A 13162-nucleotide genomic window follows, 5' to 3' on the forward strand; every position below is an offset into this window, starting at 1 on the left:
GGTGGGCGTGGCTGATCGCTCGGACCATAGGTGCAGGAAGGTCTCCAGGACGGTTTCAAGGTGGGCCAAGGCCGACATTCGTGTCTGCAGCTCGGTCAGGCCCTCCGGGGTCAGTTCGTAGCGGCGGCGGGCGGGGCCGGAGTCCGAGGGGACCCAGCTCGACGTCAGCAGCCGCTCCCGCTCCAGGGCGCGCAGCACCCGGTAGGCGTGGCCCGGCTCGACGTCCGCGACGCCCATCCGCGCGAGCCGCTCGATCAGCTCGTAGCCGTGGTCGGGCCGCTGGTGGATCAGCAGGAGCAGGAAGGGCCGGAGCATGCCACGGTTCTCGCTGCCGCACACGATCCCTCTCCCCACTGCGTTCCGGACGGCCGGTGACCCCGGGGAACGGCTATCCGCTCCACCGGCGCCCTAACGCCGCATTCCGAAATCCCGCCGCGCCATGGCGAAGTCCTGACCGCCCCCATGCCTGTTCTCCGGCACACGGGAACGAAGGTGTCGGAGGTGGAACGTGAACGGGAAGACGAGTGTGAAGGCGTGCGCGGCGGCGATGGGCTTCCTCCTGGTGGCCGGATGCAGCGGCGGCGGCGACGGCGACGGCGGCGAGAGCCCCGGCGCGGCCCGGACCCCGGTGGAGGCGACGGGTGCGGCGGCCGCGGTGCAGGAGCAGTTCGAGCGGGTCGTCGACGCCGTACTGCCCTCGGTCGTGAAGATCCAGGCCGGCGGGGGAGAGGGCTCGGGGGTCGTGTTCGACGACCAGGGCCACATCGTCACCAACGCCCACGTGGTCGCGGGCGCGCGGGAGATCCGGGTCACGACGTCCAGCGGCGGCTCCCCGCTGGAGGCGCGGCTGGTCGGCGCGTTCGCCCCCGACGACCTCGCGGTGGTCAAGGTGGACGGCGGCTCCCTCAAACCGGCGACGTGGGGCGACTCCACCAAGGTCGAGGTCGGGCAGATGGTCCTGGCCATGGGCAACCCCCTGGGCCTGGCCGGGAGCGTGACCAACGGGATCGTGTCGGCGCTGCACCGGACGGTCTCGACCCAGGGCGAGGGCGCCTTCTCCGGCTCGACGATCGCCGACGCGATCCAGACGAGCGCGCCGATCAACCCGGGCAACAGCGGCGGCGCCCTCGTCACGCTCACCGGCGAGGTCATCGGGGTCCCGACCGCCGCCGCCCAGGACCCGGGGGCCGGGGGCGCGGCGCCCGGCATCGGGTTCGCGACGCCGAGCGACACCGTCAAGCGGATCGTCCCGCAGCTCATCCGGACCGGCGAGGTGTCCAGTTCGGGCCGGGCGGCGCTCGGCGTGGGGGTGCGGACGCTGATCGACCCGCAGAGCGGGCAGCGGTCCGCGGTCGTCGTCGTGGAAGTCATGCGGGACGGCGGCGCCGCCAAGGCGGGCATCGAGCCCGGCGACCTGATCCTGTCGGTCAACGGCACCCCGACGCCGACCCAGACGGCGCTGACGAGCGTCCTGGCCAACCTCGATCCCGGCAACACCGTGGCGGTCCAGATCCAGAAGCAGGACGGCACGAAGCAGGAGGTCAAGGTCACGCTCGGCGAACTTCCCGGGGGCGGCTGACCCCTCCTTGCCGCCGTGCCTGTACAGGCGTACAGTGTGCAAACGTATTGTCCACTGAACATCTGTACAGGCGGGGTGGAATGGCGGGGCAGGCACGGCCCGAGGACCTGACCGGGCGCGCCCGGATCAGGGACGCGGCGCTGCTGGAGTTCGCGGACCACGGCATGAAGGGCGCGACGATCCGCGGCATCGCCAAGGCCGCCGGCGTCTCGCCCGCGCTCGTCCAGCACCACTTCGGGACGAAGGAGGCGCTGCGCCGGGCGTGCGACGCGTACGTCATCGAGAGCATCCGCGAGATCAAGCAGGAGGCGCTCGCCGGCGGGATGGCCAACCCGAGCTTCCTGGCGCTCTCCATGCGGACGGCCCGGCCCATCCAGCGCTACCTCACGCGCGCCCTGACCGACGACTCCGAGGCCGCCCGCACCCTGTTCGACGACGCCGTCGAGTACAGCGAGGACGTCCTCGAACACGGGACACCCGGGATGACCCCGGCCAAGACCGACGACCTGCACGCCTACGCCGCCGTCATGACCGCCATCAGCTTCGGGATGATCGTCCTGAACGAGCACCTCTCCCGGTCCCTCGGCGGCGACGTCCTGCTGGGCGAGGGCTACCCCCGGCTGGCTCTCGCGATGATCGACGTCCTCGACGACCGGCTGCTGAACCCGGAGCTCGTCGAGCAGACCCGCAGCGCCCTCAAATCCATGATCGCCGAGGGCGGGCAGCCCCCGGCCGAGGAGGACCGGTGACAGCGAACCCACCCCCCGTCGAGGTGTCCGGCCTGGTCAAGAACTTCGGCCGCACCCGCGCGCTGGACGGCCTGGACCTGACCGTCCGGCAAGGCCAAGTGCACGGCTTCCTCGGCCCGAACGGCTCCGGGAAGTCCACCGCCATCCGGGTCCTGCTCGGCCTGCTGCGCGCCGACGCGGGCACGGCCCGGCTGCTCGGCGGCGACCCCTGGCGCGACGCCACCGAACTGCACCGCCGGCTCGCCTACGTCCCCGGCGACGTGACGCTGTGGCCGAACCTGTCCGGCGGCGAGGTGATCGACCTGCTCGGCCGGATGCGCGGCGGCGCCGACGAGCGCCGCAAGGCCGAGCTGCTGGACCGGTTCGAGCTCGACCCGCGCAAGAAGGGCCGCGCCTACTCCAAGGGCAACCGGCAGAAGGTCGGCCTCGTCGCCGCGCTCGCCTCCGACGCCGAGCTGCTGCTGCTGGACGAGCCCACCTCCGGCCTCGACCCCCTCATGGAGGAGGTCTTCCAGCAGTGCGTCCGCGAGGCGCGCGACGAGGGCCGGACCGTCCTGCTGTCCAGCCACATCCTGTCCGAGGTCGAGGCCCTGTGCGACCGGGTGACGATCATCCGGAAGGGCGCGACCGTCGAGTCCGGCACCCTCGACGAGCTGCGGCACCTGACCCGCACGTCGATCCACGCCGAGCTGGCCGCCCCGCCGGACGGGCTCCCGCTGCCGGGCGCCCACGACATCGCGATAGACGGGACGACCATCCGGTTCGAGGTGGACACCACCCGGCTCGACGACGCGCTGCGCAGCCTCACCGAGATCGGGGTCCGGTCCCTGGTCAGCCGGCCGCCCACGCTGGAAGAGCTGTTCCTGCGCCACTACCAGGACGAGCTCACCGAGAAGGCCGCGACATGAGCACGCTCGCGGGCACCGGCGGCCTGATACGGCTCATCCTGCGGCGCGACCGGTTCATCCTCCCGCTGTGGGTGCTGCTGCCGGTCGTCGTGACGGTCAACCTCGTCGCCGCCACCGAGGCCCTGCTCCCCACGGTGGCCGACGAGCTCCAGTACGCCGCGACCACCGGGACGAACCCGACCTTCCTGGCGCTCTACGGTCCGCTGTACAGCGCCGACGTCGGCGGCATCGTCGTCCAGCGCGCCGGGTTCATGCCCGTGGTGATCGGCGTCATCAGCGCGCTGACGGTCATCCGGCACACCCGCACCGAGGAGGAGGCCGGCCGCCGCGAACTGCTCGGCGCCACTGTCACCGGCCGCGGCGCGGCCCTGGCCGCCGCGCTCACCGTCACGCTCGCCGCCAACCTCGGTATCGCCCTGCTGCTCGCCGCGGGCATGGCCGCCCAGGGCCTCCCGCTCGCCGGGTCGCTGGCCTTCGGCCTCCAGTACGCGGCCGGCGGCTGGACGTTCGCGGCGGTCGCGGGCATCACCGCCCAGCTCAGCGAGGGCGCCGGTGCCGCCAGGGGAGCGGCCGTCGCCGCGCTCGGCGGCGCGTTCGCCGTCCGGATGGCCGCCGACGTCGGCGGCGAGGGCAACGCGCTCTCGTGGCTGGGCTGGCTCTCCCCGCTCGGCTGGGCGCAGCGGGCGCGTCCCTACGGCGGGGAGCGCTGGTGGACGCTCGCCCTCGTCGCCGTGCTCGTCGCGGCGCTCATGGCGGCGGCCGCGGCCCTCTCGGCGCGCCGCGACGTCGGCGCGGGCATGATGCCCCCGCGACTCGGCCCGGCGGACGCCTCGCCCCGGCTGTCCGGCCCTTTCGGGCTCGGCTGGCGGCTGCAGAGCCGCGCCCTGTACGGCTGGCTCGCCGGGTTCGCCGCGCTGGGCGTCATCTACGGAGCCGTCGCCGGGGGAGTACGGGACATGGCGCTCGACAGCCCCGAGCTGGCGGAGATCTTCCGGAGCCTCGGCGGGCAGTCCGGCCTCACCGACGCCTTCTTCGCCTCCGCGATGAGCATCCTCGGCCTGATCGCCGCCGCCTACGCGGTCTCGGCCACGCTGCGCATGCGCGCGGAGGAGACGGACCAGCGCGCCGAGCCGGTGCTCGCCACGGCGACCCCCCGGCTGCGGTGGGCGGCGGGCCACCTGGTGTTCGCCCTGCTGGGGCCCGCCGCCGCGATGGCCGTCGCGGGCACCGCCGCCGGGCTCGCGCACGGGCTGAACGTCGGCGACGTCGGCCGCGAGCTGCCGCGCGTCCTCGGGGCGGCGCTGGCCCAGCTGCCCGCCGTGTGGCTCGTCGCGGCGCTGGCGCTCGCCCTGTTCGGGCTGGCGCCCCGCTTCAGCGGCGCGATCTGGGGCGCGGTCGGCCTGTTCGTCGTCGTCTCGATGTTCGGCCCGGCCCTCGACCTGGACCAGTGGCTGCTGAACGTGTCGCCGTTCACGCACGTCCCGAAGCTGCCCGGCGCCGCGTTCACCGCCGCGCCCTTCGCCTGGCTGCTGGCGCTGACGGCCGTGCTGTTCGCCGCGGGCATGCTCGGCTTCCGGCGCAGGGACATCGCGGCGCACTAGCGGGCGGGCGGGCCGGCCGGCCGTTAGATTGGCCCGGTGACCTCAGCCAAACCGCTCGCCGTGTGCGTGTTCTGCTCGTCCAGCGGCCGGATCGACCGCCGCCACGTCGACCTCGCCGCGGACGTCGGCACCGAGCTGGCCCGGCGCGGCCACAGCCTCGTCAGCGGCGGCGCCCGGGTGTCGTGCATGGGCGCCGTCGCCCGCGCCGCGCGGGCCGGCGGCGCCCGCACCGTCGGGGTGATCCCCGAGGGGCTGGTCAGCGTCGAGATCTCCGACGAGGACAACGACGAGCTGATCGTCACCCCCGACATGCGGACCCGCAAGGGCGAGATGGACGAGCGCAGCGACGCGTTCCTCATCCTGCCCGGCGGCATCGGCACGCTGGAGGAGCTGTTCGAGGTGTGGACGGCCCGGGTCCTGTCCATGCACGAGAAGCCCGTCGTCATCCTCGACCCCACCGGCGTCTACGACCCGCTCCGCGAGCTGATGGTGAGCCTCACCGAGCAGGGCTTCGCCCGCCACCGCATCTGGGACGCGATCGGCTGGACGACCACGGTCGGCGAGGCGTTCGACCTGCTGGAACGCTCCCAGCCCCGCATCGAGTTCTCCGCGAGCGACTACGCGGAGACCCAGCTCTGACCGTGCGCCCGCCGCCGCCCGCCCGCCACCGCCTGCGGTTCGGTGCCGGCGGCCCCTCGGATACCGTCGAGGCGTGCGCCCCCTGACCCGGCTAGGAGACCAATGACCGCCGACGTGCCCGCATCCCGGGAACTGGCCGCGATCGCCGAGCTCGCCGCCCGCACGACCGGCGACCGGCTGCGGACGGCGTTCCGCTCCCGCCCCGCCATCGACCTCAAGCTCGACTTCCACGACCCCGTCACCGAGCACGACCGCGCGGCGGAGGAGACCATCCGCGAAGTGCTCGGCGAGCAGACCCCGGGCTGCGTCGTCGTGGGGGAGGAGGGCGGCGTCCAGGGCCGCGACACCAGCGTCCGCTGGTACGTCGACCCCATCGACGGGACGGCCAACTTCGCGGTCGGCCTGCCGTTCTTCTGCACGTCCATCGCCGCCGTCGCGGACGGCGAGCTGGTCGCGGGCGTGGTGTACGACCCGGTCCACGACGACATGTTCACCGCGTCCCTGGACGGCGCGTTCTGCAACGGCGAGCCGATCCGCAGCACCGGCGCGACGAGCGACCAGGGCGCCGTGATCGCCACCTCCTACCCGAGCCCGCACGACCTCGCCGAGGGCGACCGGGCCGAGACGCTGCGGCGCTACGGCGACCTCATCGGCGGGTTCGCCACCGTCCGCAGGCCGGGCAGCGCCGCGCTGACCCTCGCGCACGTCGCCGCGGGCTGGACGGACGTCGCCTACGACTCGTGGATCAACGCCTACGACATCGCGGCCGGGCTGCTGCTGGTCAGGCAGGCGGGCGGGACCTACCTCCCGCTCCGCGGCAAGCCGGGCGGGGACGACTGGGACGCCCCCGGCTACCTCGCGTGCGTCGCCGGCTTCGACCTCGCCGGCTCCGCGATCGCCGAGATCGCCGACCTCACCGCCCAAGATTGTCCTGGGGATTTCCCGCCCGTCCGGTGATCGTTCACCGGTGGTTCAGGGGCGGCGGCCAGGCTCCCGCGTGATCCCTCACGTAAGGAGTCCCCATGTCCGTGTCCCGTCGCGGAGTCGTCAAGGGCGGCGCCGCCGGCGCACTGTCCATCGCCCTAGCCGGAAGCCTGGACGGAATCTTCCAGACCTCCGCGGGCGCCGACACCGGAGAGGCGTTCGGCTACGGCCCCCTCGTCCCCGACCCCAAGGGCGTCCTCGACCTGCCCAGGGGATTCTCGTACAAGGTGATGTCGGTGGAGGGCGACCCCATCTCCGAGGGCGTCGTCGTCCCCGGCCACCACGACGGGATGGCCACCTTCCCCGCCCGCGCCCACGGCCGCCCGGGGCACCACCACCCGCGGCACGGCCGGGGGAACGGCCGCGCCCACACCCTGCTGGTGCGCAACCACGAGCAGAGCAACAACGGCACCCCCACGGTCGGCCCGCCCGAGCTGACCTACGACCCGGCCGCGACCGGCGGCACCACGACGCTGGAGGTCGACCGCAACGGCAACCTGCTGTCGCAGTACGTCAGCATCGCCGGGACCGCCGTCAACTGCGCCGGCGGCCGCACCCCCTGGGGGACGTGGCTGACCTGCGAGGAGACCGAGGGCTTCAACGGCGAGACCAAGAGCCACGGCTGGGTCTTCGAGGTCGACCCCTACGGCGGGCGCACCGAACCGGTCCCGCTGACCGCGCTCGGCCGCTTCGCGCACGAGGCCGTCGCCGTCGACCCGCACACCAACGTCGCCTACCTCACCGAGGACGCGTCCCGGCCGTTCGGCCTGTTCTTCCGGTTCCGCCCCCGCGCGTACCGCGGCGGCCACCACTCCTACCGGGCCGGCGGGAAGCTGGAGGCGCTGCGGGTCCCGGGCGTCCCGGACCTGTCGCTCGTCACCGAGCCCGGCACCCGGCTGCCCGCACGCTGGGTGGACGTCCCCGACCCGCTGGCCAAGCAGACCTCCATCCGCAAGCAGTTCGAGGACGAGAAGATCACCCGGAGCCAGAAGCTCGAAGGCGCCTGGTGGGGCCACGGCAAGGCGTACTTCGTCGCGAGCTTCTCCAGCACCGACTCCGGCGCCGCCGGCGACCACGCGGGCCAGGTCTGGACCTATGACCCGCGCCGCAACGAGGTCGAGCTCAAGCTCATCTTCAAGCCGGGCGGACGCTTCGACGGGCCCGACAACATCACCGTCTCCCCGTACGGCGGCGGCGTGATCCTGGCCGAGGACGGCGACGGCGAGCAGTACCTCGTCGGCACCACCCGCAGGGACCGGCCGTTCGCGATGGCCCGCAACGCCCTCAACGGCAGCGAGTTCACCGGGGTCACGTTCTCCCCGGACGGCCGCGTCCTGTTCTTCAACCGCCAGTCCGACCCGGGCGCCACGTTCGCCGTCACGGGCCCCTGGCACCGCCTGCGCGGCTAGCGGGCCGGGAGGTCAGGCCAGCCCCCGGCGGGACACCGCCGGGGGCCGCGTGCCCTCGATGGACGCGACCATGTCCAGCACCTCGCGCACCGCGTCCGCCTGCGACTCCGGCACGCGGAAGAGCGCCGCGCCCAGCCACGCGTAGACGGACGCGGCGGCGAGCAGCCCGGGGTCGGGTTCCGCCGCGTCCGTCTCCAGCGTGACGAGGACCGCGGCCTCACCGGCCGCGAGCCGCTCGACCCGGTCCGCCGGCGGCGCCGTGCCGGCGTCCACGACGCCGTCCGGAACCGGCGCGTCCGATGAAAGGACTCCACGCTCTTGCATCCCCATACGGCCAAGCGTGGCACGATCGGGGACTGGGGAACGTCTTCCCCAGTGGGTGTGAGCAGAACGGAGCCTGATCGTGGTCGTCGCCCTCGTCCTGGCCGGCCTTGCCGTGCTGGGCGCCGTCGTCGCGCTCGCCATGGGCAGGGGCGGCGAGCTGGCCGAGACCCATCCGGACTACCCGCCGCTCCCGGTCGGCGCGGACGGCCGGCCCATCACCGGGGAGGACATCGCCCGGCTGCGGCTGCCCCGGACGTTCTGGGGCTACCAGCCGCAGGTGACCGACGAGGCGCTGCACCGGCTCGCCGACGCGCTGCACGAGCGCGACGCCCGCGTCGCCGCGCTCGAACGGCGGCTGCGCGAGCTGAACGGCGTCCCGGACGACTTCGGCGCCCCGGCGGAGCAGGGCGGCCCGATCGGCGCCCTGCACGGCCTGGAGGAGCCCGGCTGGAACGGCACGCCGCCGGCGCGCGGGGAGATAGACGCGGCCGGGGAGACCGCCGCGAAGGAGGACCACCGGTGAGCGTCGTCGCCGTGCACGCCGAGGCCGTCTCCGCCGCCCCCGCCGGACGCGTCTTCGACGTCCTCACCGACTGGCCCCGGCACGGCGAGTGGATGCCGTTCACCCGCGCGGAGGGCGGCGACAAGGTCGGCGACGAGATCCGCGGCTGGACGGGCGTCGGCCCGGTCGGCTTCCTCGACACGATGGTGATCACCGACTGGCGGGACGGCCGCCGGGTCGCGGTGCGGCACACCGGGCGCGTCGTGCGCGGCGAGGCGTGGTTCAAGGTCATCCCCGAGGGGACCGGCAGCCGGATCGTGTGGGCCGAGCGCGTCGACCTGCCGCTCGGGCCGCTGGGCCGTGCCGGCTGGATCGTCGCGGGCCCGGTCGTGAAGGCGTTCATGACCCTCGGCCTGCGGCGGCTGGCCGCTCTCGCGCAGGGTTCTGTCGCAGGCGTGCGGTAGAACGGGCGGGTGAGCACCGCCATCCGCGGCGAGGACGGGCTGGCCCGCTGCCCCTGGGGCCTGTCCGCGCCCGACTACGTCGCCTACCACGATCAGGAGTGGGGCCGTCCCGTCCGCGACGACCAGGGCCTCTACGAGCGGCTCTGCCTGGAGGCGTTCCAGTCCGGGCTGTCGTGGCTGACGATCCTGCGCAAGCGCGAGGGCTTCCGCGCCGCGTTCGCCGGGTTCGACCTCGCGAAGGTCGCCGCGTTCGGGCCCGCCGACGTCGAGCGGCTGCTGGGCGACGCCGCCATCGTCCGCAACCGCGCGAAGATCGAGGCGGCGATCGGCAACGCCCGCGCCGCGCTCGACCTGCCCGGCGGCCTGGCCGCGACCGCGTGGCGCTACGCCGACCCCGATGCGCCGGCGTACGCGGACATGGCGGACGTGCCCGCGTACACCGACGGGTCGAAGGCCCTGGCCGGGGAGCTGAAGAAGCACGGGTTCCGCTTCGTCGGCCCCACCACCGCCTACGCCCTCATGCAGGCGTGCGGCCTGGTCGACGACCATCTCACCGGCTGCCACCGCCGCGGCGCCTACCGCTGAGGCCGCGGCGTCCCCGTGCGGGCTACCGGCCCTCGAACGTGGGCTGCTGCTTCTTCAGGAACGCCTCGGTGGCGTTGCGGTGGTCGCTGGTCTCCGCGCACTCGTCCTGGAGCTCGGCCTCCCGCTCCAGCGAGGACGCCAGATCGTGCGACGCGGCGTGGTCCAGCGCCGCCTTCACCGCGCCGTAGGACACCGTCGGTCCCGCGGCGAGGCGGCGGGCCAGCTCCACCGACGCCGGGGCCAGCTCGTCCGCCGGGACGACCCGGTTCACCAGCCCGAGCTCCAGGGCCTCCTGCGCCTTCACCGGCTCGCCCAGCAGCAGCAGCTCGGCGGCCTTGGCGCGGCCCACGAGGCGCTGCAGCGTCCACGACATGCCGCTGTCGGGGGCGAGGCCGATCCCGGTGAACGCCGTCGCGAACCGCGCCTTGTCCGACGCGACGACCAGGTCGCACGCGAACACCAGCGCCGCCCCCGCGCCCGCGGCCACCCCGTTCACCGCCGCCACGACCGGTTTGCGCATGCCCGCCAGCGCCAGCACGATCGGGTTGTAATGCTTGCGGACTGTGTCGTCCAGGCCCTTGCCCGCGGCGAGGTTGTCGCCGTGTTCACGCAGGTCCTGCCCGGCGCAGAAGGCCCGTCCCGCCCCGGTGAGGATCACCGCGCGGGCCGCCGGGTCGGCCGCGGCGCGGACCACGGTCGCGCGCAGCAGCTCCTTCATCTCGGCCGTCAGCGAATTCATGCCGTCCGGCCGGTTCAGTGTGATAGTCCCCACACCGTCGGTCACGTCGTACAGCACGGTCTCAGACATCGGTGTCCTCCATGGTCCGGCGTAGATCTTCCCAGGCAACCATCCGTGAACCCGTGGCGGGTGGGCAAGGGGCCGCCGACCACGGCCGACGGGCGGTGAAACGTGCGCCGCGGGCGTGCCGCTCGGCCGATCTGGAGGCTGATCGTTACCACTTCGCGCCCGGAAGACGAGATAATGGACCACCTATTGATGACGCGGATGCGACACGCGGCCACGCGGCCAAGGGTGTGCGAGGCCGCGGCCCTACGCAGGAAGGGGATGCACGCATGGCGGCGATGAAGCCGCGGACGGGAGACGGTCCGCTCGAAGTGACCAAGGAGGGACGCGGCATCGTCATGCGGGTCCCTCTCGAAGGCGGCGGGCGTCTCGTGGTCGAGCTCTCCGCAGACGAGGCCAAGGAGCTCGGCGACGCCATCAAGGAAGTCGTGGGCTGACGACTCCGCCGATCCCGGCTTTCTGGTGACGGTCCCGGCGGAACCGCCGGGGCCCTTGCCATTCCCGTAGGCAGCACGACGCACAGCGTAGGCACACGATCACAGGGGGAACCGCCGCCATGCCCATCGAGACCCGCGTGCGCGGTGCCGCAGGCACCGTGTCGCAGACGGCGATCGACCTCGGCGCCGAGGTCGTCGCCGTACCCGTCGGGCCGGGGCCGGTCGCGCCGGAGACCGAGGTCGCGGAGTCGCTGCCCTGCACGCTGGACGAGCTGCTGGCGCTCCACGCGGCCAAGGGCGAGCCCGGCGAGATCGTGTCCGCCCAGGTCCGCCTCGGCGACCGGCTGCGGGAACTGCTGCTGTACGGGGTGGGCGACGCGGCCCCGGCCGACCTGCGCAAGGCCGGCGCCGCACTGGCCCGCCGCGGCCGGGGGCGGACCGCACTGGCCGCCGCCGCGCCCGCCGGAGCCTCCGCCGGCGCCCTGGCCGCCTTCGCCGAGGGCGCACTGCTCGCCGGCTACCAGTTCAAGATCGGCAAGGCGTCCGCGAAGCAGCCGGTCGGCACCTTCGCCGTCGTGACCGGGGCGGAGTCCGGCGCCGCCCCGGCGATCGAGGCGGCCACCGCCCGCGCCCGCGCCGCCGCGCTGGCCCGCGACCTCGCCAACACCCCGTCCAGCGAGAAGGACCCGTCCTGGCTCGCCGCGGAGGCCGAGCGGGTCGCCGCCGAGAACGGCCTCACCGTCCGCGTGCGCGGTGAGAAGGAACTCGTCGACGAGGGGTTCGGCGGCCTGGTCGCCGTCGGGAGCGGGTCGTCGCGCCCGCCACGGCTCATCGAGCTGTCCTACCTCCCTGACGAAGGGGAGCCCGAGCGGCATGTCGTCCTGGTGGGGAAGGGCATCACGTTCGACACCGGCGGCCTGTCGCTCAAGCCCAACGAGGGCATGAAGGCGATGAAGACCGACATGGCGGGCGGCGCGGCGGTCATCGCCGCGATGAGCGCGCTGCGCGGTCTCGGCGTCCGCGCCCGCGTGACCGGGCTGATCGCCGCCGCGGAGAACATGCCGTCCGGGTCCGCCATGCGGCCCGGCGACGTGATCACCCACTACGGCGGCAGGACGTCGGAGGTGCTGAACACCGACGCCGAAGGGCGCCTCGTGCTCGCCGACGCCCTCGCCTACGCCGACGCCGAACTCGACCCCGACGTGCTCGTGGACGTGGCGACGCTGACCGGCGCGGCCAAGGTCGCGCTGGGCCTGCGGCACGCGGCGCTGTTCGCCACCGACGATGCCCTCGCCGCGGCGCTCACCGCCGCCGGGACGGCCGCCGGGGAGCCGGTGTGGCGGCTCCCGCTCGTCGCCGACTACCGCGCCGCCATCGACTCCGACGTCGCCGACATCAACAACATCGGCCGCGGCGGCTACGGCGGCGGCGCCATCACGGCGGCGCTGTTCCTGCGCGAGTTCACCGGCGAGCGGCCCTGGGCGCACCTCGACATCGCCGGCCCGGGCCGCGCCGCGTCCGACGACGCCGAGATCACCCGCGGCGCGACGGGCTTCGGCACCCGCCTGCTGCTGAGCTGGCTGACTGACTGACGGCCCCCCGCGCGGTGCCCCCGCGCGAGGGTCACTTCGTCCGGCGGTCGATCACCGGGACGCGGTGCCGCGCCCTGGCCTCCTTGACGATCTGCGGGAGCTTCGCGTCCCAGTTGCGCTCGACCGCGAAGCACCACGGGACCGCCTCGGCCGTGGCCGGCACGTCCGGCATGGTCAGCACCACCAGCCGCGGCCGGTCGGACGTGCGCGCCATCTCGACGAGTTCCGGGGTGCGCAGGAACACGACGTAGTCCAGCTCGCCGCGGCGGGTGCCGTCGAGGCCGCGCCGCAGGGCGGCGATCGCCTGGACGTCCGCCCAGGGGAGCGTCCTGCCGGCCCGGCGGGGCAGCGGCCAGCGCGCGGTGCGGCGCACGCCGTCCGCGTCCAGTTCCAGGACGGGACGCCGCGCGATCATCTGCCCGGCCGACAGGAACAGGCCCGTCCCGAACAGCGCGAGCCCGGCGAAGCCGAAGACCGAGAACATGACGCCGCCGAGGGTGGCGCCGCCCGTCACGCCGCCCGCGACGAACGCCGCCGACGCCGCGACCATGATCAGCAAAGCGACGAGCACCCACCCGTCCCGC

General features: G+C 74.1%; 16 protein-coding genes. 12 read left to right on the top strand and 4 right to left on the bottom strand.

Features of this window, described 5'->3' with window-relative positions; all coding sequences use genetic code 11:
* On the bottom strand, positions 1-315 hold a 315-nt coding region (locus E1200_RS23570; protein ID WP_243708783.1), incomplete at its 3' end, for a helix-turn-helix transcriptional regulator.
* Positions 316-508: 193 nt separating this feature from the next.
* On the opposite strand from E1200_RS23570, the gene E1200_RS23575 reads away from it, so the two are divergent.
* From E1200_RS23575 to E1200_RS23605, 7 genes are all read left to right on the top strand, one after another.
* Positions 509-1579, top strand: a complete 1071-nt coding sequence (locus tag E1200_RS23575) for a trypsin-like peptidase domain-containing protein (protein WP_131954251.1) — start codon at positions 509-511, stop codon at positions 1577-1579.
* A gap of 80 nt (positions 1580-1659) precedes the next feature.
* Positions 1660-2328: a TetR/AcrR family transcriptional regulator gene (locus E1200_RS23580; protein WP_131954252.1), complete on the top strand. Its 669-nt coding sequence runs from the start codon at positions 1660-1662 to the stop codon at positions 2326-2328.
* Positions 2325-3236: an ABC transporter ATP-binding protein gene (locus E1200_RS23585; protein ID WP_131954253.1), complete on the top strand. Its 912-nt coding sequence runs from the start codon at positions 2325-2327 to the stop codon at positions 3234-3236. Before E1200_RS23580 ends, E1200_RS23585 begins: the two co-directional genes overlap by 4 nt.
* The gene (locus E1200_RS23590; RefSeq protein WP_131954254.1) at positions 3233-4837 is read left to right on the top strand and encodes an ABC transporter permease; all 1605 of its coding nucleotides are present in this window, start codon (positions 3233-3235) and stop codon (positions 4835-4837) included. Before E1200_RS23585 ends, E1200_RS23590 begins: the two co-directional genes overlap by 4 nt.
* Positions 4838-4873: 36 nt before the next feature.
* Entirely contained in the window at positions 4874-5476 is a 603-nt protein-coding gene (locus tag E1200_RS23595) for a TIGR00730 family Rossman fold protein (RefSeq protein ID WP_243708784.1), read from the top strand.
* A gap of 102 nt (positions 5477-5578) precedes the next feature.
* Positions 5579-6433, top strand: a complete 855-nt coding sequence (locus E1200_RS23600) for an inositol monophosphatase family protein (RefSeq protein ID WP_131954255.1) — start codon at positions 5579-5581, stop codon at positions 6431-6433.
* A 65-nt stretch (positions 6434-6498) separates the two neighbouring features.
* Positions 6499-7869: an alkaline phosphatase PhoX gene (locus E1200_RS23605; protein ID WP_131954256.1), complete on the top strand. Its 1371-nt coding sequence runs from the start codon at positions 6499-6501 to the stop codon at positions 7867-7869.
* 12 nt (positions 7870-7881) lie between these two features.
* On the opposite strand, the gene E1200_RS23610 is transcribed toward E1200_RS23605, so the two are convergent.
* Entirely contained in the window at positions 7882-8142 is a 261-nt protein-coding gene (locus E1200_RS23610) for a hypothetical protein (RefSeq protein ID WP_243708785.1), read from the bottom strand.
* 130 nt (positions 8143-8272) lie between these two features.
* Here E1200_RS23610 and E1200_RS23615 point away from each other — a divergent pair, with 130 nt between their 5' ends.
* From E1200_RS23615 to E1200_RS23625, 3 genes are read left to right on the top strand one after another with little or no spacing between them, the layout of a single operon-like run.
* The gene (locus tag E1200_RS23615) at positions 8273-8716 is read left to right on the top strand and encodes a hypothetical protein (protein WP_131954258.1); all 444 of its coding nucleotides are present in this window, start codon (positions 8273-8275) and stop codon (positions 8714-8716) included.
* Entirely contained in the window at positions 8713-9159 is a 447-nt protein-coding gene (locus E1200_RS23620) for an SRPBCC family protein (protein ID WP_131954259.1), read from the top strand. Before E1200_RS23615 ends, E1200_RS23620 begins: the two co-directional genes overlap by 4 nt.
* A gap of 9 nt (positions 9160-9168) precedes the next feature.
* Entirely contained in the window at positions 9169-9744 is a 576-nt protein-coding gene (locus E1200_RS23625; RefSeq protein WP_131954260.1) for a DNA-3-methyladenine glycosylase I, read from the top strand.
* Between the two features lie 22 nt (positions 9745-9766).
* On the opposite strand, the gene E1200_RS23630 is transcribed toward E1200_RS23625, so the two are convergent.
* On the bottom strand, positions 9767-10552 hold the full coding sequence (locus E1200_RS23630; protein WP_131954261.1) for an enoyl-CoA hydratase-related protein: 786 nt from the start codon (positions 10550-10552) through the stop codon (positions 9767-9769).
* A 266-nt stretch (positions 10553-10818) separates the two neighbouring features.
* Here E1200_RS23630 and E1200_RS23635 point away from each other — a divergent pair, with 266 nt between their 5' ends.
* Both E1200_RS23635 and E1200_RS23640 read left to right on the top strand, forming a co-directional pair.
* Positions 10819-10986 (top strand): DUF3117 domain-containing protein, encoded by a 168-nt coding sequence (locus tag E1200_RS23635; protein ID WP_131954262.1) that lies wholly within the window; start codon positions 10819-10821, stop codon positions 10984-10986.
* Positions 10987-11105: 119 nt separating this feature from the next.
* On the top strand, positions 11106-12578 hold the full coding sequence (locus E1200_RS23640; protein ID WP_131954263.1) for a leucyl aminopeptidase: 1473 nt from the start codon (positions 11106-11108) through the stop codon (positions 12576-12578).
* A gap of 31 nt (positions 12579-12609) precedes the next feature.
* Here the strand turns inward: E1200_RS23640 and E1200_RS23645 are convergent.
* The coding region (locus E1200_RS23645) for a hypothetical protein (protein ID WP_347813235.1) at positions 12610-13162 on the bottom strand (553 nt) is incomplete at its 5' end.

This window comes from Actinomadura sp. GC306 (genome assembly GCF_004348665.1).
In the GTDB taxonomy this organism is placed as follows: Bacteria; Actinomycetota; Actinomycetes; order Streptosporangiales; family Streptosporangiaceae; genus Spirillospora.

Excerpts from the sequence above, each read along its gene's own strand:
- E1200_RS23590 (WP_131954254.1), top strand. The coding sequence starts at position 3,233 with ATGAGCACGCTCGCGGGCACCGGCGGCCTGATACGGCTCATCCTGCGG.
- E1200_RS23605 (WP_131954256.1), top strand. The coding sequence starts at position 6,499 with ATGTCCGTGTCCCGTCGCGGAGTCGTCAAGGGCGGCGCCGCCGGCGCA.
- E1200_RS23600 (WP_131954255.1), top strand. The coding sequence starts at position 5,579 with ATGACCGCCGACGTGCCCGCATCCCGGGAACTGGCCGCGATCGCCGAG.
- E1200_RS23635 (WP_131954262.1), top strand. The coding sequence starts at position 10,819 with ATGGCGGCGATGAAGCCGCGGACGGGAGACGGTCCGCTCGAAGTGACC.
- E1200_RS23640 (WP_131954263.1), top strand. The coding sequence starts at position 11,106 with ATGCCCATCGAGACCCGCGTGCGCGGTGCCGCAGGCACCGTGTCGCAG.
- E1200_RS23580 (WP_131954252.1), top strand. The coding sequence starts at position 1,660 with ATGGCGGGGCAGGCACGGCCCGAGGACCTGACCGGGCGCGCCCGGATC.
- E1200_RS23630 (WP_131954261.1), bottom strand. The coding sequence starts at position 10,552 with ATGTCTGAGACCGTGCTGTACGACGTGACCGACGGTGTGGGGACTATC.